At 69.5% G+C, this 23,998-nt stretch carries 9 protein-coding genes; all 9 read left to right on the forward strand.

What is annotated here, in order from left to right:
- Window positions 1-24: 24 nt before the first annotated feature.
- The 9 genes from ACKOB8_RS10240 (at window position 25) to ACKOB8_RS10280 (ending at window position 23,985) form a co-directional block, all read left to right on the forward strand.
- Window positions 25-543, forward strand: a complete 519-nt coding sequence (locus ACKOB8_RS10240) for a DUF732 domain-containing protein (RefSeq protein ID WP_526377107.1) — start codon at window positions 25-27, stop codon at window positions 541-543.
- A gap of 4 nt (window positions 544-547) precedes the next feature.
- Entirely contained in the window at window positions 548-1,564 is a 1,017-nt protein-coding gene (culp6, locus tag ACKOB8_RS10245) for a carboxylesterase Culp6 (protein ID WP_526377108.1), read from the forward strand.
- A gap of 202 nt (window positions 1,565-1,766) precedes the next feature.
- Window positions 1,767-3,659: a long-chain-fatty-acid--AMP ligase FadD32 gene (gene fadD32, locus ACKOB8_RS10250; protein ID WP_526377109.1), complete on the forward strand. Its 1,893-nt coding sequence runs from the start codon at window positions 1,767-1,769 to the stop codon at window positions 3,657-3,659.
- Window positions 3,656-8,956 (forward strand): polyketide synthase Pks13, encoded by a 5,301-nt coding sequence (gene pks13 / locus ACKOB8_RS10255; protein WP_526377110.1) that lies wholly within the window; start codon window positions 3,656-3,658, stop codon window positions 8,954-8,956. The genes fadD32 and pks13 overlap by 4 nt, the downstream gene beginning before the upstream one ends.
- Window positions 8,946-10,496: an acyl-CoA carboxylase subunit beta gene (locus ACKOB8_RS10260; RefSeq protein ID WP_526377111.1), complete on the forward strand. Its 1,551-nt coding sequence runs from the start codon at window positions 8,946-8,948 to the stop codon at window positions 10,494-10,496. The genes pks13 and ACKOB8_RS10260 overlap by 11 nt, the downstream gene beginning before the upstream one ends.
- 2 nt (window positions 10,497-10,498) lie before the next feature.
- A complete protein-coding gene (locus tag ACKOB8_RS10265) occupies window positions 10,499-11,185 on the forward strand; it encodes a thioesterase II family protein (RefSeq protein ID WP_526377112.1) in 687 nt (228 codons plus the stop codon).
- A 241-nt stretch (window positions 11,186-11,426) separates the two neighbouring features.
- Window positions 11,427-13,160 (forward strand): fatty-acid--AMP ligase, encoded by a 1,734-nt coding sequence (locus ACKOB8_RS10270; protein ID WP_526377113.1) that lies wholly within the window; start codon window positions 11,427-11,429, stop codon window positions 13,158-13,160.
- The gene (locus ACKOB8_RS10275) at window positions 13,157-18,592 is read left to right on the forward strand and encodes an acyltransferase domain-containing protein (RefSeq protein WP_526377114.1); all 5,436 of its coding nucleotides are present in this window, start codon (window positions 13,157-13,159) and stop codon (window positions 18,590-18,592) included. Before ACKOB8_RS10270 ends, ACKOB8_RS10275 begins: the two co-directional genes overlap by 4 nt.
- Window positions 18,589-23,985 (forward strand): type I polyketide synthase, encoded by a 5,397-nt coding sequence (locus tag ACKOB8_RS10280; protein WP_526377115.1) that lies wholly within the window; start codon window positions 18,589-18,591, stop codon window positions 23,983-23,985. The genes ACKOB8_RS10275 and ACKOB8_RS10280 overlap by 4 nt, the downstream gene beginning before the upstream one ends.
- Window positions 23,986-23,998: the final 13 nt, after the last annotated feature.

Consider the following 23,998-nt stretch of genomic DNA (forward strand, 5'->3'; position numbering starts at 1 on the left):
AGCCTGCGCCGGTACTGTGAAATGGTGCGGCGTCTCGCCGGCGGTCGTGCCGGCAAACTCATCGGAACCTCCGGCCGGCCCGGCTCGGCGGGCCGATTCCTGCTGTTCGCGGGGGCCTCGGGGTCGGTGGCCTGCCTGCTGACCGGCTGTGGTTCGGGCGCCGATCTGATCAGCAACGTGGCCCTGCCCGCGCAGCAGGCCCCCCGTCCGGTCAACGGCGTCGACGCGATCCTGCCCTCCGACATCGATCCGCAATCGGGCAAACTGCACCTCACTACGGCCCAGCGCAGCTATCTCGACGACCTGACCGCGGCGGGCATCCGGCCCTCCACCGAGTTGCGGGCGTTGAGCATCGGCTCCTTCGTCTGCCAGGCACGCTCGGCCGGGCAGGGTGACCGGGCGGTCTGGGATCACATCGCGCCCATGGTGCGCAGCGACCTCGCGGATTCCCAGCTGTCGACCCCGCAGTCGGCGCAGTCCGCACTGCCCGCCGAGGCGGCGATCGCGTCCTACGTCCGAATCGCCGTCGCGCGACTCTGCTGACCGAATGGCCCGCAAGTCCCGGACCAGCGCCCGCCGCCGCCGCCATCGGATCCTGGCACTCGTAGCGGCGGCGGCCGTTGCCGTCGCGGTTGCCCTCGTGGTGGCCATCGTCGTGATCGTCGTCCGCCGGCCGGCACCCTCGACGACCGCGATCCCGCCCAGCGCCGTTCCGCCGACCAGTCAGCCGGTCAAGAAGCCGCGGCCCGCCTTCCAAAGCGCCGACTGTCCCGACGTCAGCCTGATCGCCATTCCCGGGACCTGGGAGTCCTCGCCGACCGATGATCCGCTCAACCCGGTGCAGTTCCCGATTGCCTTGCTGCTCAACGTCACTCGACCGATCACCGAGCAGTTCGGCCGGGACCGCGTGGCGGTGTTCACCGTTCCCTACACCGCGCAGTTCCACAATCCGCTGTCGGCGGACAAGCAGATGTCCTACAACGACAGCCGCGCGGAGGGCACGTCGGCCGCCGTGCGGGAACTCACCGCGATGAACGACCGGTGTCCGCTGACCAGTTACCTGATCGTCGGTTTCTCGCAGGGCGCTGTGATCGCCGGAGACCTGGCCAGCGATATCGGCAACGGGCGCGGGCCGATCGACGAGGACCTCGTCCTGGGCGTCACGCTGATCGCCGACGGCCGCCGCCAACAGGGTGTCGGGCGCGACATCGGACCCAACCCGCCGGGGCAGGGCGCTGAGATCACCCTGCAGGAGGTCCCGACGCTGTCAGCCCTGGGCTTGACGATGACCGGTGAGCGCCCGGGGGGTTTCGGGGCACTCGACACCCGCACCAATCAGATCTGCGCGGCCGGGGATCTGATCTGCGCGGCGCCGCAGTCGGCGTTCAACATCGCCAATCTGCCCCGGACGCTCGACGTGCTGGCCGGCGGGGCGGGGCAACCTGTCCACGCGTTCTACAACACCCCGGAGTTCTGGAATCTCGACGGTCAACCGGCGACCGCATGGACCCTCAACTGGGCACGCGCCCTCATCGACAACGCCCCGTCCCCTCCGCACGGGTGACCGGCACTATCGGAACGGCCAAAATTAAGAGTACAATAAGGGCTTGTGAAAGACTCGCGGTCGATACCATCGGTCGGGGCCACGACACTCGGCGACTGACGACGCGCCGTCTGTCGGCCGCGGCCCACAATGGAGCGGCCTGACCCGGCCCGACCCAGCCCGACACAGCCCGGCGTGAACTGTGTTCTGACAGGAGAGTGGTATGCCGTTCCACAACCCGTTCATCAAAGATGGACGGATCACCTTCCCCGAGGGTGCGAGCCTGGTGCGGCACGTCGAACGGTGGGCAAAGGTTCGTGGCGACAAACTCGCCTACCGCTTCCTGGACTTCTCCACCGAGCGCGACGGGGTGGCGATAGATCTGCACTGGGCCGATTTCGGAGCCCGCAACCGCGCCATCGGGGCCCGGCTGCAGCAGGTCACCGAGCCGGGTGAACGCGTGGCGATCCTGTGTCCGCAGAATCTGGACTACATGGTCGCCTTCTTCGGGGCGTTGTACGCCGGGCGCATCGCGGTGCCGCTGTTCGACCCGGGCGAGCCCGGTCACGTCGGTCGACTGCACGCCGTGCTCGACGACTGCCAGCCCGCGGCCATCCTGACCACCACCGACGCCGCCGAAGGGGTCCGCACCTTCTTCCGCACCCGGCCCGCCAAGGAACGGCCCCGCGTCATCGCGGTCGACGCCGTGCCCGACGAGGTCGGCGCGACGTGGGAGCATTTCGACGACGTCGACGAGGACACCATCGCCTATCTGCAGTACACCTCCGGTTCCACCCGGATTCCGACCGGGGTTCAGATCACTCACCTCAACCTGGCGACCAACGTCGTGCAGGTGATCGAGGCGCTCGAGGGCGAGGAGGGCGACCGCGGCGTCAGCTGGTTGCCGTTCTTCCACGACATGGGCTTGATCACCGCGCTGCTGTCACCGATGATCGGTCACTACTTCACCTTCATGACACCGGCCGCGTTCGTGCGCCGCCCGATCCGGTGGATGCGCGAGATCGCCCGCCGCCCCGGCGATACCGGGGGCACGATCTCTGTCGCACCGAACTTCGCGTTCGACCACGCTGCGGCGCGCGGCGTACCCAAAGACGGCGACGAGCCGCTGGACCTCTCCAACGTCAAGGCCATCCTCAACGGCAGCGAGCCGATCTCAGCGGCCACCGTGCGCCGGTTCAACGAAGCCTTCGGCCCCTTCGGGTTTCAGCCCAAGGCCATCAAGCCGTCCTACGGACTGGCCGAGGCGACGCTGTTCGTCTCCACCACGCCGTCCGCGGAGGAGCCGACCATCATCTCCGTGGATCGCGACGAACTCAACGCGGGGCGCTTCGTGCCGGTGCCGGACGACTCCCCGACGGCCGTCGCGCAAGCCGGGGCCGGCAAGGTCGGCATCAGCGAATGGGCGGTGATCGTCGATCACGAGAGTGCCTCCGAACTTCCCGACGGGCAGATCGGCGAGATCTGGATCAGCGGTCAGAACATGGGGACGGGGTACTGGAACAAGCCCGAGGAGACCGTCGCGACGTTCCAGAACATCCTCAAGTCGCGGACCGATCCCTCGCGCGCCGAAGGCGCGGCCGACGACGCCACCTGGGTGCGCACCGGAGACCTCGGCGCCTTCTGCGGCGACGAGCTCTACATCACCGGGCGTACCAAGGATCTCGTCATCGTCGACGGGCGCAATCACTACCCGCAGGATCTGGAGTACTCCGCCCAGGAGGCCACCAAGGCGGTGCGAACCGGGTTCGTGGCGGCGTTCTCGGTGCCGGCGAATCAGCTCCCCGACGAGGTCTTCGCCAACGCGCACGCGGCGATCAAACGCGACAGCGAGGACACCTCCGAGCAACTGGTCATCGTCGCCGAGCGGGCGCCGGGCGCCCACAAACTCGACCTCGGACCGGTCGCCGACGCGATCCGCGCGGCGGTCGCCGTGCGTCACGGCGTCACCGTCCGCGACGTCCTGCTCACCCCGGCCGGTGCGATCCCGCGCACCTCCAGCGGCAAGATCGGCCGGCGCGCCTGCCGCGCGGCCTACCTGGACGGCAGCCTCCGCAGTGGGAAGGTGGCCAACGCCTTCCCGGATGAGGCGGAATGACCGACCAGCCGACCGGAGACGAGATCATCCTGGCTCCCGAGAAGGAGCTGGCCGCACCGCGCACCGAGATCTCGGTTCCCGAGATGCGCGCCTGGCTGCGCAACTGGGTGGCCGAGGCGACCGGTCAGCCGGCCGACGCCATCGATGAATCGGTGCCGATGGTCGAACTGGGCCTGTCCTCCCGGGACGCGGTGGCGATGGCCAGTGATATCGAGGACCTCACCGGGGTCACCCTGACCGCGACGGTCGCGTTTCGCCACCCCACGATCGAGTCGCTGGCGACGGTGATCGTCGAGGGCGAGCCGGAGTTGGACGACGCCGACCTGGACGCCGAGGACTGGACCCGCGCGCGCGACGTCGCCGACATCGCCATCGTCGGACTGGCCACCCGATTCCCGGGCGACATGAACACCCCCGAGCAGATGTGGCAGGCGCTGCTGGAGGGCTACGACGCCATCACCGACCTGCCCGAGGGACGCTGGGCCGAGTTCATCGAAGAGCCGCGCCTGGCCGAGCGGATCGCCAGGGCCCGCACGCGCGGGGGATATCTGAGTGACCTGAAGGGTTTCGACGCGGAGTTCTTCGCGCTGTCGAAGATGGAGGCCGACAACCTCGACCCGCAGCAGCGGATGGCGCTGGAGTTGACCTGGGAGGCCCTCGAGCAGGCCCGCATCCCGGCGTCGAGCCTGCGCGGCGGCAGCGTCGGAGTCTTCGTCGGCAGTTCCACCAACGACTACAGCTACCTGGCGATGATGGACCCCCGCACCGCGCACCCCTATGCGATCACCGGAACCGCCAGTTCGATCATCGCCAACCGGGTGTCCTACTTCTTCGACTTCCGCGGGCCGTCCGTCGCCGTCGACACCGCCTGCTCGTCGTCTCTGGTCGCCGTGCACCAGGGTGTCCAGGCGCTGCGCGCCGGCGAAGCCGATGTCGTACTGGCCGGCGGGGTGAACGCACTGGTGACCCCGGCGGTCACCCTCGGTTTCGACGAGGTCGGCGGCGTGCTCGCGCCGGACGGCCGGATCAAGTCGTTCTCGGCTGACGCCGACGGGTACGCCCGCTCCGAAGGCGGCGGGATGCTGGTGCTCAAACGACTCGACGACGCCCGCCGCGACGGCGACCAGATCATCGCGGTCATCGCCGGCACCGCGGTCAACCACGACGGGCGTTCCAACGGCCTGCTGGCGCCCAATCCCGACGCGCAGGCCGACGTCCTGCGCCGGGCCTACAAAGACGCCGGGATCAATCCGCGCTCGGTCGACTACATCGAGGCCCACGGCACCGGAACCATCCTGGGTGACCCCATCGAAGCGGACGCCCTGGGCCGCGTGATCGGGCGGGGCCGCCCGGCCGATCAGCCCGCCCTGCTCGGCGCGGTCAAGTCCAATCTCGGCCACCTGGAGTCGGCGGCAGGGGCGGCAAGCCTGGCCAAGGTTGCTCTGTCGCTGTCGCACAACAAGATTCCCCCCTCGATCAACTACTCGGGTCCCAATCCCTACATCGACTTCGACGCCGTCCGGCTTCGCGTCGCCGACACGATCACCGACTGGCCCCGATACAGCGGGCACGCGATCGCCGGAGTGTCCGGCTTCGGCTTCGGCGGCGCCAACGCGCACCTGGTCCTGCGGGAGGTGCTTCCCGAGGATCTCGTCGACCCCGAACCCGAGCCGGAGCCCGAAACAGCGCCCGTGACGCCGGCGGCCGACGCGGTCTACGTCGGCGGCGTGCTGGTGGACGACGACGCGGAATTCGACGAGCCCCTCGGGGATGAGTACGCCGTGATCGGCGCACACACCCTGGACGCCCGGGCCGCCGAACCCCTACCGGGCCTGACCGACGAAGCCGTGCGGCTGCTGGAGATCGCCCGCGAGCAATGGGAAGCCGCCGAGAAGCCGGTTCCGGTGGTGCCCCTGGCCGTCTCGGGTTTCCTCACCTCCCGCAAACGAGCGACCGCGGCGGACCTGGCCGACTGGATCGACAGCCCGGCGGGCCGGGCGTCGTCGCTGGAATCGATCGGCCGGTCACTGTCCCGACGCAACCACGGGCGCTCCCGTGCGGTGGTGATGGCGCACGACCACGACGAAGCGGTCAAGGGGCTGCGCGCGATCGCCGAGGGCAAGCAGAGCCCGCTGGTGTTCTCCGCCGACGGACCGGTCACCAGCGGGCCGGTCTGGGTGCTCGCCGGTTTCGGCGCCCAGCACCGCAAGATGGGCAAGAGCCTCTACCTGCGCGACGAGGTCTTCGCGGAGTGGATCAACGAAGTCGATGCGCTGATCCAGGACGAGTTGGGCTACTCGATCGTCGAGCTCATTCTCGACGACGCGCAGGACTACGGCATCGAGACCACCCAGGTGGTGATCTTCGCCATCCAGGTCGCCCTGGGTGAGCTGCTCAAGCACCACGGCGCGAAGCCCGCCGCCCTGGTCGGCCAGTCGCTGGGGGAGGCCGCGGCAGCCTATTTCGCCGGCGGCCTGTCGCTGGCCGACGCCACCCGGACCATCTGCGCGCGCTCCCACCTGATGGGAGAGGGCGAAGCGATGCTCTTCGGGGAGTACATCCGGCTGATGGCGTTGGTCGAGTACTCGGCGGACGAGATCGCGACGGTGTTCTCCGACTTCCCCGACCTCGAGGTGTGCGTGTACGCCGCCCCCACCCAGACCGTGATCGGCGGACCGCCGGCTCAGGTGGACGCGATCATCGAGCGTTGCGAGGCCGAGGGGAAGTTCGCGCGCAAGTTTCAGACCAAGGGCGCCAGCCACACCACCCAGATGGATCCGCTGCTCGGCGAGTTGGCTGCCGAACTGCAGGGCATCGCCGCCGGGCCGCTCAAGACCGGCTACTTCTCCACCGTGCACGAGGGCTCCTACATTCGCCCGGGGGAAACCATCCACGACGTCGACTACTGGAAGAAGGGCCTTCGGCACAGCGTCTACTTCACCCAGGGCATCCGCAATGCCGTGCACAACGGCCACACCACCTTCGTGGAACTGGCTCCCAATCCGGTGGCACTGATGCAGGTCGGACTGACGACCGCCGCCGCCGGCCTGCACGACGGTCAGCTGATACCCACGTTGGCCAAGAAGCAGGACGAAGTGGAATCCATGGTGTCGGCGATGGCCCAGCTCTACGTCTGCGGCCACGACCTGGACGTGCGCACGCTGTTCGACCCGGCGTCAAGCCCGGGGGATTACGCCGAGATTCCCCCGACCCGGTTCAAGCGCAAGGAGCACTGGCTCAATGCGCGTTTCTCCGCCGACGGCTCGGCGATCGTTCCCGGAACCCATGTGGCCATGCCCGACGGCCGCCACGTGTGGGAGTACGCGGCACAGGGCGACACCGACCTGGCCGGTCTGGTCAAAGCAGCTGCGGCTCAAGTACTTCCGGATGCCACACTGACCGCCTCCGAGCAGCGTGCGCTGCCCGGGGAGGGTGCCCGGCTGGTGACCACACTGACCCGCCATCCCGGCGGTGCATCGGTTCAGGTCCATGCCCGGATCGAGGAGTCCTTCACGCTGGTCTACGACGCCATCGTCAGCCGCGCCGGCGCCCCGTCGGCTCTGCCGGTGGCCGTGGCCACCGGGGCGGCGGTCGCCCAGCAGGTCTCGGTCCAGCCCGAGTCCGAAGCGGCCGGTGACGCCGACGCCGATGCCGAGATCCTGCACGACAATCTGGCGGCGGGCGCCGGTGTGGCCGCCAGCCTGGACAAGTGGTCGCCGGATTCCAGTGAATCCGTGCACGACCGCCTCGGCCTGATCGTCGGCAGCGCGATGGGCTACGAGCCCGAGGACCTGCCGTGGGAGGTGCCGCTGATCGAACTGGGTCTCGACTCGCTGATGGCGGTGCGGATCAAAAACCGCGTCGAGTACGACTTCGGCATGCCGCCGATCCAGCTGACCGCGGTGCGCGACGCCAACCTCAATGCCGTCGAGCAACTGATCATCTACGCCGTCGAGCACCGCGACGAGGTCGCCGCCCTGCACGAGCACCAGAAGGGCATGACGGCCGAGCAGATCGCCGCCGAACAGGCCAAGCTGATGGCCGGTGAGATTTCGCCGGACCTGGCCGAGAAGCTCGCCGCCAAGCATCCCGAAGCCCACCCGGACATCCCGCCGCCGCCGACCAACCCGGCCGGGCCGGATGCGGAAACCTCGGCGGCGGGGGCCGCCGCGAAGGTCCTCACCCAGCAGGCCGTCGTCGACGCCCTGGGCACCGATGTGCCGCCCCGCGAAGCCGCCGAGCGCGTCACCTTCGCCACCTGGGCGATCGTCACCGGCAAGTCACCGGGCGGGATCTTCAACCCGCTGCCCACGATCGACGACGACACCGCCGCGAAGATCGCCGCGCGCCTCTCCGAGCGGGTCGAGGGCACCATCACCGCCGAGCAGGTGAAGGCGGCCCGCACCATCGAGGAACTGGCCACCACCACACGGGAGTATCTGGAGTCCGGCGAACTCGACGGCTTCGTCCGCACGTTGCGGGCACCCGAACCCGGCTCCGGGAAGGTCCCGGTGTTCGTGTTCCATCCGGCCGGGGGATCGACGGTGGTCTACGAACCGCTGCTCAAACGGTTGCCCGCCGACACCCCGATGTACGGCTTCGAGCGGGTCGAGGGTTCCATCGAGGAACGCGCCGCCGAGTACGTACCCAAACTGCTGGAGTTGGGCGGCAACGGCCCGTTCGTCCTGGTCGGCTGGTCGCTCGGCGGGGTGCTGGCCTACGCCAGCGCGATCGGGCTGCACCGGGCCGGGGCCGACGTCGCGTTCGTCGGCCTGATCGACGCGGTGCGCGCCGGCGAGGAGATCCCGCAGACCAGCGCCGAGATCCGCGCCCGCTGGGATCGCTACGCGCTGTTCGCCCAGCGGACCTTCAATGTCGAGATTCCCGAAATCCCCTACGAGCAACTCGAGTCGCTCGACGATGCCGGGCAGGTGCAGTTCGTTCTGGACGCGGTCAAACAGAGCGGTGTCAACATCCCCGGCGGGATCATCGAGCACCAGCGGACGTCCTACCTGGACAACCGCGCCATCGACACCGCCAAGATCGAGCCCTACGACGGTCACGTCACGTTGTACCTGGCAGACCGCTACCACGACGACGCGATCATGTTCGAGCCGCGCTACGCGACCCGCAAGCCCGACGGCGGCTGGGGCGAGTACGTCAGCGATCTCGAAGTGGTGCCGATCGGCGGCGAGCACATCCAGGCCATCGACGAGCCCTATATTGCGAAGGTGGGCGCACACCTGAGCGAAGCGCTCAGCCGTGTCGAGAGCGAAAGCAGGGCCGGTGACAGATAAGCCGACAGCCGAGTTGCTGGCCGAGCTGCGCGAGAAGCTCGAACTGGCCGCCGAGCCCGGCGGTGCTGCCGCGGCCGCCAAGCGGGACAAGCGCGGTATACCCAGCGCCCGCGCCCGCATCCACGAGTTGCTCGATCCGGGAAGCTTCCTGGAGACCGGCGCGCTGGCCCGCACCCCGGGCGATCCGGACGCGCTCTACGGCGACGGCGTCGTGACCGGGCACGGCACGATCAACGGCCGCCCGGTCGGGGTGTTCTCCCACGACCAGACGGTGTTCGGCGGTTCGGTGGGGGAGATGTTCGGCCGCAAGGTCGCCAGGCTGATGGAGTGGGTGGCCATGGTCGGCTGCCCGATCGTCGGCATCAACGACTCCGGCGGGGCGCGCATTCAGGACGCGGTCACCTCGCTGGCCTGGTACGCCGAGCTGGGGCGGCGTCACGAATTGCTCTCCGGGGTGGTGCCCCAGGTTTCGATCATCCTGGGCAAGTGCGCCGGCGGCGCGGTGTACTCGCCGATTCAGACCGACCTCGTGGTCGCGGTGCGCGACCAGGGCTACATGTTCGTCACCGGTCCGGACGTCATCAAGGACGTGACCGGCGAGGACGTCACCCTCGACGAGCTCGGGGGCGCCGACTACCAGGCGCGGTACGGCAACATCCACCAGGTCGTCGACTCGGAGAAGGAAGCCTTCGCCTATGTCCGCGACTTCCTGGAATTCCTGCCGCCCAACCTCTTTGACGACCCGCCGGTGATCAACCCGGGCCTGGAGCCCGAGATCACCGAGACCGACCTCGAACTCGACAGCGTGGTCCCCGACGCCGACAACACCGCCTACGACATGCACGAGATCCTGCTGCGGATCTTCGACGACGGCGATTTCCTCGATGTCGCTGCCCAGGCCGGGCAGGCGATGATCACCGGCTTCGCCCGCATCGACGGCCGCCCGGTGGGCGTGATCGCCAACCAGCCGATGTTCATGTCCGGTGCGATCGACAACGAGGCATCCGACAAAGCTGCCCGCTTCGTGCGCTTCTGCGACTCCTTCAATCTGCCGCTGGTCTTCGTGGTGGACACGCCCGGCTTCCTGCCCGGCGTGGAGCAGGAGAAGAACGGGATCATCAAGCGCGGCGGACGGTTCCTCTACGCCGTGGTCGAGGCCGACATCCCGAAGGTGACCATCACCATCCGCAAGTCCTACGGCGGCGCCTACGCGGTGATGGGATCCAAACAGCTGACCGCCGATCTGAACTTCGCCTGGCCCAGCGCCCGCATCGCCGTGATCGGTGCCGAGGGAGCGGCGCAGCTGCTGGTGAAGAGGTTTCCCGACCCGACCGCCCCGGAGGTGCAGAAGATCCGCGCTGACTTCATCGAGGGCTACAACCTCAACATGGCGATCCCCTACATCGCCGCTGAGCGGGGATTCATCGATGCGGTCATCGAGCCGCATCAGACGCGGCTGCTGCTGCGTAAGTCGATGACGTTGTTGCGGGGCAAACAAATCCAGCGCGTGCAGCGCAAGCACGGTCTGATCCCGATCTAGCGGTGCGGCTGTTCATCTTCCCGCATGCCGGGGGCACCGCCGATTTCTATGTGCCGTTCGCCCAGGCGTTCGGCACCGGCACGCGATGCGTGGCGGTGCAATACCCGGGTAAACGGGGCGGCAAGGACCTGTCCCGCTACACCGCGATCACCGACCTCGCCGACCGGCTCAGCGAGATGATCGACCCCGCCGAGACGCCGGGCTCCTCGGTGGCGTTCTTCGGGCACAGCATGGGAGCCCTGCTGGCCTTCGAACTGGCCCTGCGCTTCGAGAGGGCCGGCAACCCGATCGCCGCGCTGTTCGCCTCGGCGTCGGCCGCTCCGGGTCTGATCCCGATGCGCGCCGAGATACTGACGTCGGATCAGGAGCTGTTGAAGCTGGTCGGCCGGCTCACCGGAGCCAACCCCGAGTTTCTCGCCAACGAACAGTTCGCCGCCACCCTGATGCCTACCCTGCGCGGTTTGCGGGCCGTCGCCGCCTACGAAAGCGCGCCCGAGGCGAAAGTCTCGTGTCCGATCCACGCACTGGTCGGCGAGGACGACGACATCGCCACCGCCGAGTTGGCAGCACCCTGGCGGGAACGCACCACAGCGGACTTCGACCTGACCTTCTTCCCGGGCGGTCACTTCTACATCAACGCCAACCTGCCGGGACTCGCGCAGTGGGTGGAGGAGCGGCTGAAGGTGTGACGCAGGGCACATCGAGGCGGTCACCCCGACGGACATTCGCCAAGAACCGAAATAGCTGATAAAATCCTGAGAGATCTGAGGCGCGCACGGGGGCACGGGCGCGACAACCGTTGGACTGCCGTAGGCAGCGCATCACGGGGTGTCTCGCGCGCGTCGTTCGCTTGCGCCGAAGGTCTGCTGCCCGAGATTGCGCTTTGCCTCGGGGACGCGCCAGGATGAACCGAGTCGAAGAGGTCCCCAGATGCCCGGCACCCAGATGTCCCTTCCCGCCCTGCTCCAGGTTCGCGCCACCGAGCAGGCCGACGCGATCGCCTACACCTTCATGGACGGCGTCGTGCTCGGGACCGGCCACCCCGAAACCCTGACCTGGTCGCAGCTCCACCGGCGGGTGCTGGCGTTGGCCGAGGAGATGCGCAAGAGCGGTACCACCGGCGATCGCGCGGCCATCCTCGCCCCGCAGGGCCTCGACTACATCGTGGCCTTCTTCGCCGCGCTGCAGGCCGGCTTCATCGCCGTCCCGCTGTCGGTGCCGATGTTCGGCACACACGATCAGCGCGTCGCCGCCGCCCTGGAGGACAGCGCCCCGGTCGTGCTGCTCACCACGTCGGCCCACGTCGGCGACGTGAACAAGTACGCCATCAGCAATCCCGGCCAGCCCGCGCCCACCGTCATCGAGGTCGACGTCGTCGACGCCGACGCGACTCGCGAGCGCGACACCACCGACCACTCGCGTCCGGGTCCCGCCTACCTGCAGTACACCTCGGGTTCGACCCGCACCCCGGCGGGGGTCATCGTGTCCCACCAGAACGTCACCAGCAACGTCGAGCAGATCGTGACCGACTACTTCGGCGAATTCGGCGGCAGGGTGCCCGAGGAGACCTCGGTCGTGTCGTGGCTGCCGTTCTTCCACGACCTCGGTCTGATCATGGGCGTGTGCTCACCGCTGGTCACCGGCTGCGACTCGGTGCTGACCAGCCCGCTGGCGTTCCTGTCCAGGCCCGCGAGCTGGATGCAACTGATGGCGCAGAACCCGCTGTGCTTCACCGGCGCGCCGAACTTCGCCTTCGAACTCGCCGCGCGCCGTACCACCGACGCCGACATGGAGGGCCTCGACCTGAGCCGCGTGCACGGGATTCTCAGCGGAGCCGAGCGGGTGCACTACGGGACGGTGAAGCGGTTCATCGACCGGTTCGCGAAGTTCGGCCTGACCGAGAAGGTCATCCGGCCTTCCTACGGTCTGGCCGAGGCCACCCTCTACGTCGCCTCGCCGCCGATCTCCGACACCGTCCGCACCGCCCGATTCGATCTGGAACAACTCGCCGGCGGCGTCGCCCGGCGCTGCGACAGCCCGCAGGGGAGCGCCACCGAACTGGTCAGCTACGGTCCGCCGCAGGCCTACGAGGTTCGCATCGTCGACCCGGAGACCGGCCTTGAGCAGCCCGCGGGCACGATCGGCGAGATCTGGACGCGCGGCGACAACATCGCGCTGGGCTACTGGCGCAAGCCCGAGCTGACCGCCCGGGTGTTCCGGGCCCGGCTCAACAACCCGTCCGAGGGCACTTCGGCCGGACCGTGGCTGCGGACCGGAGACCTCGGCACGATGTCCGACGGCGAGCTGTTCATCATGGGCAGGCTCAAGGACCTGCTGATCGTCGACGGCAGCAACCACTATCCCGAGGACATCGAGGCCACGATCCGCGAGATCACCGGCGGGCGGGTCGCGGCCATCGCGGTCGAGAACGACGCCTCGGAGAACCTGGTCGCCATCGTCGAGATCAAGCCGGTGCCGCAGTTGGCCTCCGTCAAACACAAAGTGGCTGACGCGGTCTGGAAGTCGCACCACCTGAAGGTGGATGACTTGGTGCTGGTGTCGCCGGGCTCGATCCCGATCACCAGCAGCGGCAAGATCCGCCGCTCGTCGTGTGCTGAGCTCTATCGTGAGGGCGACTTCCAGCGACTGGACATCGCGGGATGACGTCGTGGGCTGACGAAGCCGAACTGCGTAACTGGTTGATCGACTACCTAGTCACCACCATCGGCTGCAGCCCCGAGGAGATCCACCTCGATGCACCTCTCAACGAGCTCGGCGTCGGATCCCGCGATGCCGTCGTGCTGGCCGGTGAGCTGAGCGAGCTGCTCGGCCGCACGGTCTCCCCGGTGGACTTCTGGCAGAACCCGACGATCACCTCGCTGGCGCACGGTCTGCTCAACCCCGATGCCGAGCCGCCCGCCCACAAGGCACTCAGCGAGGGATCCCTTCACGAACCGATCGCGGTGATCGGGGTCGGCTGCCGGCTGCCCGGGGAGATCCACGGCTCGGACAACTTCTGGCAGTTCCTCGCCGACGGCCGCTCGGCCATCGGCGAGGTGCCCGGTGAGCGCTGGCAGCAGTTCGACGACGGTACCCCCGAGACCCGCGCGGTTTTGGACCGCGTCACCAGGTGGGGCTCCTTCCTCGCCGACGTCGCCGCGTTCGATGCCGAATACTTCGACATCTCGCCCGGCGAGGCCGACCGCATCGACCCGCAGCAGCGGCTTCTCCTCGAGGTGGCCGTCGAGGCACTCGATAACGCCGGCGTCCCGGCAGAGACACTCGCGCGCACCCAGACCGGCGTGTTCGTGGGGGCCTGCGTGAGCGAGTACGGCTTTCTCGCGTCGGCGGATCTGCCCCGCATCGATGCGTGGACCGGAACCGGCGGCGCGCTGAGCATCATCGCCAACCGGCTGTCCTACTTCCTCGACGCCCGCGGTCCCTCGGTCACCGTCGACACCGCGTGCTCGTCCTCCCTCGTGGCCATCCACCTGGCGTGCCGGAGCCTGCGCCTCGGCGAAAGCGACCTGGCCCTGGCGGCGGGCGTCAACCTGGTGCTGGCGCCCACCATCACGCGCAGCTTCGACACCGCCGAGGCGATGTCGCGCAGTGGAGCCTGCCGCGCCTTCGACGCCGGTGCCGACGGCTTCGTCCGCGGCGAGGGCTGCGGCATGGTGGTGCTCAAACGACTGTCCGAGGCAATCCGCGACGGCGACCCGATCCTGGCGGTGGTCCGCGGATCGGCGATCAACTCCGACGGCCGATCCAACGGGCTGATGGCGCCCAACCCGGCCGCCCAGACCGCGGTGCTGCGGGCGGCGTGCGCCGACGCGGCCGTCGAGCCGCACGAGGTCGACTATGTCGAGGCACACGGCACCGGCACCCTGCTGGGCGACCCGATCGAGGCGCGCGGGCTCGGCTCGGTGTACGGCCGCGGCCGTGCCCCGGACGCACCGCTGTTGATCGGTTCGGTGAAGACCAATGTGGGTCACCTGGAGGCCGCCGCCGGCGTGGTCGGCTTCATCAAAGCCACCCTCGCCGTCCAACGCGGCCGTATCCCGGCCAACCTGCACTTCGCTACGCCCAACCCGCACATCCCGTTCGACGAGCTGCGGCTCAAGGTCGTCGATGAGCCCACGACGTGGCCCTCGACGGGACGACCCCGGTTGGCCGGGGTGTCGTCCTTCGGCTTCGGCGGGACGAACGCGCACCTGATCCTCGAGCAACCGCCCGCCCCGGCGACCACCCCGCTGCCGGTGCCCCCGGCGCCGGTCACCACCCTGGTCGTCTCCGGCAAGAACCCGCAGCGGGTCGCCGGGTGGGCCGGGACTCTGGCCGACTGGATGGACGGGCCCGGCGCGGTCGTGCCGCTGGCCCACATCGCCCACACCGTCAACCACCACCGCAACCGGCAGGGCGCCTTTGCGACCGTGGCGGCCCGGACCCGCGACGAGGCCGTGGCCGGGCTGCGGGCACTGGCCGACGGACGCACCTATCCCGGGGTGGTGCCGCCGCATCACGGGGCGTGTTCACCGGGGGCGGTGTTCGTCTACTCCGGGCAGGGCTCGCACTATGCGGGCATGGGCCGGCAGTTGCTGGCCGACGAACCGGCGTTCGCGCAGGCCGTCGACGAACTCGAACCGGATTTCGTGGAGCACGCCGGCTTCTCGCTGCGCCAGGTCCTCGCGGAGGGCACCGAGGTGGTCGGCATTGATCGGATCCAGCCGGTGCTCGTCGGAGTGCAGCTGGCGCTGACCGCACTGTGGCGCAGCTACGGCGTTCAGCCCGAAGCGGTGATCGGCCACTCGATGGGCGAGGTCACTGCCGCGGTGGTCGCGGGCGCGCTGACGCCTGCCGAAGGCCTGCGGGTGATCGCCACCCGCTCCCGCCTGATGGCGCGGCTGTCCGGTCAGGGCGCCATGGTCCTGGTGGAATTGGGCCCGCAGGCCGCCGAGGATCTGGTGGCCGGCGACGACGAACTCACCGTTGCGGTCTACGCCTCACCACGGCAGAGCGTGATCGCCGGGCCTCCCGGCAAGGTCGCTCGAATCGTTGCCGATCTGCAGGCCGCCGGACGCCTCGCGCGGCCGGTGGATGTCGATGTCGCCTCGCATCACCCCATCATCGAATCCGTACTCCCGGAATTGCGTGCGGAGCTGGCCGACCTGATGCCGGGATTCCCCACCATCCCGGTCATCACCACCACGGCCGGACGGGGGGATGCGCCGACCTTCGACGCCGACTACTGGTGCGACAACCTGCGCAACCCGGTGTTGTTCACCCAGGCGGTTGCCGAAGCGGCCACGCGGCACGCGATCTTCATCGAGGCCAGTCCGCATCCGTTGCTCACCTACGCCATCGACGACACCCTGGCTGACCGGCACCATCACAGCATCGGCACCCTGCAGCGCGACGCCGACGACACCGTCACGTTCCACACGAACCTGAACGCGGCTCACACCAAGCACCCGCCGCAGACCGTGCACCTGCCCGAGCCGCACCCGAAATTGCCCAGCACGCCATGGCAACACAGTGACCACTGGTTTACCGTGGCGCCCCGTCGCTCGGTGTCCGGTGGCGCACCGCAGCCGGGAACCCTGCTCGGCGAGCGCATCACCGTTGTGACACCGCACGCTCACCTGTGGCAGTCACGCGTGGCACCGGAGACCAGGCCCTACCCGGGCCGGCACCGCCTGGATGGTGTGGAAGTCGCACCTGCCTCGCTGCTGTGCCACACGGTGCTTGTCGCCGCGGCGGAAGGCGGCGCCACCGGGGTGCGCGATGTCGCGTTTCTGCAGCCTCTGGTGATGGACTCACCGCGTGCGATCCAAGTGGTGGCCGACGGCGACTCGATCACGGTGGCGTCCGGGGCTGATGCCGACACCCAGCGCTGGGTCCGTCACGTGACCGCGGCAGCCGCCGCAACTGTACCCACCCCGCAGCCGGAGCGTCTGCCCACCGATTCGGTTGCTTCGCAAGACTTCTCGATCGCTGACTTCCTGGCTGAGCGCGGTGTCGAGGGACCGCCCTTCGAGTGGACCGTGCAGCGTGTGACCACGACGCCCGACGGCACGGCCGTTGAGGTGTCGGTCGCCGAGCCGTCGACAGTCGTCTTGCTCGACGCCGCTTTGCACGTGGGATCGCTGCGCGGTGCCGACTCGGGACAGCTGGTGCCCGCGTCTGTCGACTCGATTCACGTCTTCAGCGAGGCCACCGGGCACGCGGTGACGTTGCTGGTCCGCCCCGTCGGGGAGGCTTCGGTGGACGTCGTCGCGGCATCCGGCGACGGCACGTCGCTGCTGGTGCTCCGCGGTCTGCGCTACGCCGCACTGGACCGCGCGGCCATCGGCGATTACGCCGATCCGCGCCGGTTCGTTCATCAGGTCGCCTGGTTGCCCCGGCCGGTCGACAGCACCGCCGTGCAGCCGGTTTCGGCTGCGATCGCGGTGATCGGGCCCGACGCCGACACCAACAATCGGGTGTCCGGCCTGCTTGGCCGCCACGGTCAGCGCTCCGTCGCACCCGAGGAAGCCCGCCACGTGCTGTACGTGGCCGACACCCCGGCGGGCGCAGACCTCGACACCGCCGTCCGGGTGGCGGCCGAACTCAGCGGGTGGGTCCGCCGGCTGACCGAGCGCCGGGAGCCTGTCAGCCTGTGGATCCTGACCCGCGGCGTCCTGGAGGCCGAGCCGACGGCGCTGCCGCAGAGCTGTTTGTGGGGTCTGGCCAATGTCATCGCCGCCGAGCAACCGCAGATCTGGGGCGGGCTGGTCGACCTGGATGCGGCGGCGGAGCCGGAGGTGTGGCTGCCTGCCCTGCTGCAGCAGCTGGGCGCACCGGCGACCTCCCCGATGATTCTGCGCGACGGAGAGATCTGCGCCGCCGAGCTCGTTCCCGCCGACGCAATCGAGGTCCGGCCCGCCGTGCGGTGCCGGCCGGACGCGGCCTATCTGGTCACCGGCGGCCTTGGCGCGCTGGGTATGGCAATCGCGTCCTGGCTGGCCGACCTCGGCGCCCGGCGGCTCATCCTGGCCAGCCGCACGCCGCTGCCGCCGCGGCGGGATTGGGACGCCGTGGCCGACTCCGTCGTGGCCGGTCGTATCGCCGGTATCCGGGCGCTGGAAGCGCGCGGTGTCGCGGTGGAAGCGGTCGCCCTGGACGTCGCGGTGGCGCAGGACCTGCAGGCGTTGGTGGACCGCCGCGACGAACAGGGCGCGCCGCCGATCCGCGGCGTGATTCACGCCGCCGGGATCACCGAGGACCGGCTGCTGACCGATGTCGATGAGACCGCCCTGCGGGCGGTGATGTCGCCCAAGATAGCCGGGGCAGCCGCCCTGGACACCGTCTTCGGACCCGAATCGGTGGACTTCTTCTTCCTGACCTCCTCAGCGGCAACGGTTTTCGGCGTACCCGGGCAGGGCGGGTACGCCGCCGCCAACGCCTATCTGGACGCCCTGGCCCGGTCGCGGACGCGCCGTGGTGGCCTGACCCAGAGCATCGACTGGGTGGCGTGGCGCGGGCTGGGCTTCGGTGCCGACGCGGCGCTGGTGGTCGCCGAACTCGAGCGCATGGGGTCCCGGCCGATCGAGGCCGACGAGGCGTTCCAGGCGTGGTCGTTCGTCAGCACCCTCGACGTCGCCCAGGCCGTCGTGATCCCGGTGACCGACGGCGACCGACCCGACGCCGAACGGCACACCCACACGCGACCGGATTGGTCGCGGTTGCCCGCCGCCGAGGTGTACCAGCGCGTCTCTGAAGGCCTGCGCGCCATCCTGGCCCGTGAGCTGCGGCTGCCGGAGCAGGAGTTGCAGGGCGACATCCCGTTCGCCGAGCTGGGCATGAACTCGGTGATGGCGATGTCTGTGCGCCGCGAGGCCGAACTCCTCGTCGGCGTCGAGCTCTCGGCCACCATGCTGTGGAACTACCCGACTGTCGCGGCACTGGCCGCCTATCTCACCGAACGTGTTTCGCCGCAGGGCGATCCGGGCGCCGGCCCGCCGGCGGCCGAGGACGCCGCCGACGACCTCGGCGTGCTCGACGACCTGTTCGACAGCGTGGAAGCCGGCATGTCGACTGGAGAAGACAACCTGCTATGACATCGGTGTACGAACGTATCTCGGCCATGACCGGCGAGCAGCGGGGCACACTCGACGACCGGTTCAGCAAGGCGTCCCGACTGGCCCGTGCGGAGCCCGTCGCCGTGGTCGGCCTCGGCTGCCGGCTGCCCGGCGACGTGCACGGCCCGGACAGCTTCTGGCAGTTGCTGGTCGACGGGCGTGACGCCATCACCGAGGTCCCCGCCGATCGCTGGGACATTGACGCCTACTACGACGCTGACGCGACGACGCCCGGCAAGATGAACACCAGATGGGGCGGATTCCTCTCCGACATGAGGGGTTTCGACGCCGACTTCTTCGGCATCACCCCGCGCGAGGCCGAGGCGATGGATCCCCAGCAGCGGCTGCTTCTGGAGGTCACCTGGGAGGCCCTTGAGCACGCCGGCATCCGGCCCGACGCGCTGTCGGAGAGCCGCACCGCGGTGATGATGGGCGTCTACTACAACGAGTACCAGGCCGCCTCGGTCGCCGACAGCGAAGTGATCAGCCCCTACTGGGCGACCGGCAACGCGCACAGTGTCACCGTAGGTCGCATCGCCTATCTGCTCGGGCTGCGCGGGCCCGCGATGGCGTTCGACACCGCATGCTCGTCGTCGCTGGTCGCGATCCACGAAGCGTGTCAGAGCCTGCGGATGCGCGAAAGCGACATGGCGCTCGCCGGTGGGGTCAGCCTGATCCTGCGACCGGAGACGCAACTGGCCCTGTCTGCCTGGGGAATGTTCTCCCCCCACGGAAAGTGCCGCTCCTTCGATGCCGGTGCCGACGGATTCGTCCGCGGCGAGGGCTGCGGTGTGGTGGTTCTCAAACGACTCACCGACGCGGTTCGGGATGGAGACCGGGTGCTGGCTGTGGTGCGCGGCTCCGCGGTCAATCAAGATGGCCGGTCCAACGGCCTCACCGCTCCCAACGCCGGTTCCCAACGCGACGTCATCGCTGCGGCGTTGCACGCCGCCGACGTCACCGCGGAGTCGGTGACCTATGTCGAAACTCACGGAACAGCAACAAGGTTGGGTGACCCCATAGAGTTCGAGGCGTTGGCGCAGACCTACGGTCGCGGTACCGGCGACTGTGCGCTCGGTGCCGTCAAGACCAACATCGGCCACCTCGAGGCTGCCGCCGGCGTCGTCGGCTTCATCAAGGCCACGCTCGCGCTCAGGCACGCCCACATTCCGCCGAACCTCAACTTCATCGACTGGAATCCGGGCATCGACCCCGCGGGCACCCGGCTGTTCGTTCCCACTGCCAACATGGCCTGGCCGGGTGCCGGACCGCGCCGCGCGGCGGTGTCGTCGTTCGGCTTCGGCGGCACCAACGCCCACTTCGTCCTCGAGCAGGGTCCCGACCCGGCGACCGGACCCGCCGGCCAGATGCCGTCCGCCGTGACCACCCTGACCGTGTCGGCGAAGACACCCGATCGGCTTGCCGACTGGGCTGGCGTGCTGGCTGACTGGATCGGCGGGCCGGGCGCGGCCGTGCCCCTCACCGACGTCGCCGCCACCCTGGCCCACCACCGCACCCGCTACCCGCTGGTGGCCACGGTCAGCGCGGGCGATCACACCCAGGCCGCCGACGGATTGCGGGCACTGGCTCTCGGTCAGCCGGCTCCGGGTGTGGTGGAACCGCACCAGCACTCCGGCGCTCGGGGCACCGTCTTCGTCTACTCCGGCCAGGGATCGCAGTGGACCGGGATGTGTCGTGGGCTGCTCACCGACGAGCCGGCGTTCGCCGCCGCCGTCGACGAGCTCGAGCCGGACTTCGTCGCCCAGACCGGCTTCTCGCTCCGGGACGTGCTCTCCTCGGGCGAGCCGGTCACCGGCATCGCCCGCGTCCAGCCGGTGCTGGTCGGCGTGCAGCTGGCGCTGACGCGACTGTGGCGCAGCTACGGCATCGAACCGGATGCGGTGATCGGACATTCGATGGGTGAGGTCACCGCGGCCGTCGTGGCCGGTGCGCTGAGCGTCGCCGACGGACTGCGGGTGATCGCCACCCGCTCCCGGCTGATGTCCCGGTTGTCCGGCCAGGGTGCGATGGCCCTGCTGGAACTCGACGCCGAGGCCACCACCGCGCTGCTCGCCGAGTATCCCGATGTCACGCTGGCGGTGTATGCCGCGCCGCGACAGACCGTGGTCGCCGGCCCGGTCGAACAGGTGCAGGCCGTTATCGACGCGGTGCATGCGCAGAACCGGCTCGCCCGACCGATCGAGGTCGACGTCGCCTCCCACCACCCCCTGATCGACCCCGTGCTGCCCGAACTGCGCACGCTGCTGGCCGACATCGCGCCGCGGCAGCCGTCGATCCCGATCCTGAGCACGGCCCGTGAACACGACCGCGGGCCGGCTTTCGACGCCGACTACTGGTGCGACAACCTGCGCAACCCCGTGCGATTCCACCAGGCCATCGCCGCGGCCGCCCAGCATCACGGTTGCCTCGTCGAGGTCAGTCCGCATCCCGTGCTCCTGCACGCGGTCAACGACACCCTCGACTACCTGGGGGCTACCGATCGCGTCCAGGTGCTGCCCACACTGAACCGGGGGAATCCCGAAAGCCTGTTCTTCCACACCCAGGTGGCTTCCCTCGCGCCGGCGAATGACGTACCCGCCGTCGCGGCACTGGCCGACATTCCGACCACACCGTGGCGGCACGCCCACTTCTGGGTGGCCGGCGCTTCCGGGCAGGCACTGCCGCGCGGGACCCATCCGTTGCTGGGCACGCATGTCGAACTGCCCAACGGAGCCGGGCACGTTTGGCAGGGCGACGTGGGCACCGCACGCAACCGCTGGTTGGCCGACCACAAGGTCCACGGCCAGCCGATCCTGCCCGGGCCCGCTTTCGCCGAGATCGTGCTCGCGGCAGCGTGCGAAGCGCTCGGGTTGTCGCCCGCGGCGGTCGACGTGCGGCACCTCGAGATCGAACAGATGCTGCCGCTGAGCGAGCTCACCCCGATCACCACCCAGTTGTCGGCCGGTACCGGTGATGCCCCGCGAGTTGAGGTGCACTCGCGCACCGACAACGGCATCTGGTTGCGCCACGCCGTCGCACGCGTCGAGGAGGTCGACCCGGCCACGGTCGATCGGACCCCGCTCACGCCCGCGGTACTCGCCGACAGCCTCTCGATCGCAGACTATTACGCCGCGCTGCGGCACAGCGGTCAGCAGCACGGCCCGGCGTTCGCCGGTCTCACCCGGATCGCGCGGCTGGCGGCAGGCGGATCGGAGACCGCGATCGCACTGCCGGAGGAGACTCCGCGCAATCCCGCCTACCGCATCCATCCGGTGCTGCTCGACGCGGCGATGCAGGGTCTCGCCGCCGCTCTTCCCGCCGATCTCATCGCCGATCGTGCCGACGCCACCTACCTTCCGGTGTCTTTCGAGTCGATCCGGGTCTTCGGCGAAGTCGGACCGACCGCGATATGCCGCGCCGAGCTCACCAGCCTCGACGATGGCGGAGCGGGCATGCTGGGCCGCGTCCGCATCTTCGACGATGCGGGCAACCCGACGGCCGAGATCACCGGCGTCTACGTGCGGCGCGTCGAACGGCGCACGGTCCCTCTGCCGTTGTCCCAGAGGCTTTTCGGCACCACCTGGGTCCAGCGGGCGGCCGCCGACGCGCCCCCGGCCCCCGTCGAGCCGGGCAGCTGGCTGGTGCTGGCCGACAGCGGCATGACACCGATGGCCGAGGACTTGGCCGCCGAGTTCGGAGCGCTGTCGCGGCGCGTGTTCATCGCCGACCTGCACGACGAGAGCGCCGTGCTGCGCGCGTTCGCCGAGACGGCTGCCGACCCGGCCCTGCCGCCGCGCGGAGTGGTGGTCTTCGTCGGCGGCACCTCGCCGGACCCCGTCGGCGTGGAAGCGTTGACCCACACTCGGGACACCGTGTGGTCGGTGGCCGCGGCGGTCCGCGCCGTGGCGCGTGGCTGGCACGGGCAGTCGCCACGGCTGTGGTTGGTGACCAGCGGCGGGCTGGTGGTGGCCGACAGCGAGGCCGGCAACCCCGCGGCTGGCGCGCTGCGCGGCCTGGTGCGGGTGCTGACCCACGAGCATCCCGAATTGCACGCCACACTGGTCGACATCGAGACCCGGGGCGATGGGCTGGCCACGCTGGTCACCGAACTGCAACTCACCGACCGCGACGACGTGGTGGCCTGGCGGAGCGGCCGACGCTATGTCGAACGGCTCTCCCGCACCGCGATCGGCGCCCCGCAGTACGACCACGTCGTTCGGCCTGACGGCTCCTACGTCCTGACCGGCGGACTGGGCGGGCTGGGTCTGGTGATGGCCCGATGGCTCGTCGACCGCGGCGCCGGTCGCGTGGTCCTCAATGGACGCAGCGCCCCGACACCGAGCGCTCAAGCCGTGCTCGATGAACTGGGCGAGCGCAGCCAGATCGAGGTGGTCACCGGGGACATCGCCACGCCGGGGGTGGCCGAGGCGCTGGTCGACTCCGCGGAGGCCACCGGCCTGCCGCTGTGCGGCGTGATCCACTCCGCGGCCGTCATCGACGATGCGATTCTCGCAACGATGAGCAAGGACAGCCTGGAACGAGTGTGGGACGCAAAGGCATTCGGTGCGCTGCGGCTGCACCACGCGACCCGCGGCCGCAACCTCGACTGGTGGGTCGGGTTCTCCTCGATGGCTGCGTTGCTCGGCTCTCCGGGCCAGGGCGCCTACGCCGCCGCCAACGCCTGGTTGGACGCCCTGGCACAGTGGCGGCACGGAGCGGGCCTGCCGGCGACCTCGGTGAACTGGGGCCAGTGGGCGGATGTCGGTGTGGCGCAGGGGTTGACGATGGGGGTCCTCGATCCGATCAGCCCGGCTGAGGGTGTCGAAGCCCTCGAGGCGTTGCTGGCCGCCGGAGCGGTCAACGCCGGCGTGGCGCGGCTGCGGCTGGACCGTGCCGCGGCGGCCTTCCCCGAGATCGGTGACCTCGGCTACTTCTCGGAGCTCGCCGAGGAACTCGACGACCGCGAGGGCGCGGCGGACTGGGCCGGTCCGCAGGCGCTGGCGGAACTTGACGCCGCCGAGGCCGCCACGGTCGTCGCAGACCGGCTGCGGATGCGCCTGCTGGCTATCATGGGATATCCCGAGGACTGGCCCCTGGATGCGACATCACCGCTGATCGACCTCGGGATGGACTCGCTGATGGCGGTTCGGATCCGCAACACCGCCCGCGCCGACTTCGGCGTTGAGCCACCGGTTGCGCTGCTGTTGCAGGGCGCCTCGCTGCGCGAGCTGACCGACGACCTGATCGGCCAGCTCGGTCTGGCCGAGTCCGCCGCCACCGAACGCGCGTCCGGACTCGGAGCGCGTGCCCGGCAGCGCGCCATGGCCCGCCAGGGAGCCGCGATGCGGAGAAGGAAAGGAGACGACGGGTGAGCCACGCGAACGA

Origin of the sequence: Mycobacterium sp. (assembly GCF_046091765.1) — a bacterium.
Lineage (GTDB): Bacteria > Actinomycetota > Actinomycetes > Mycobacteriales > Mycobacteriaceae > Mycobacterium.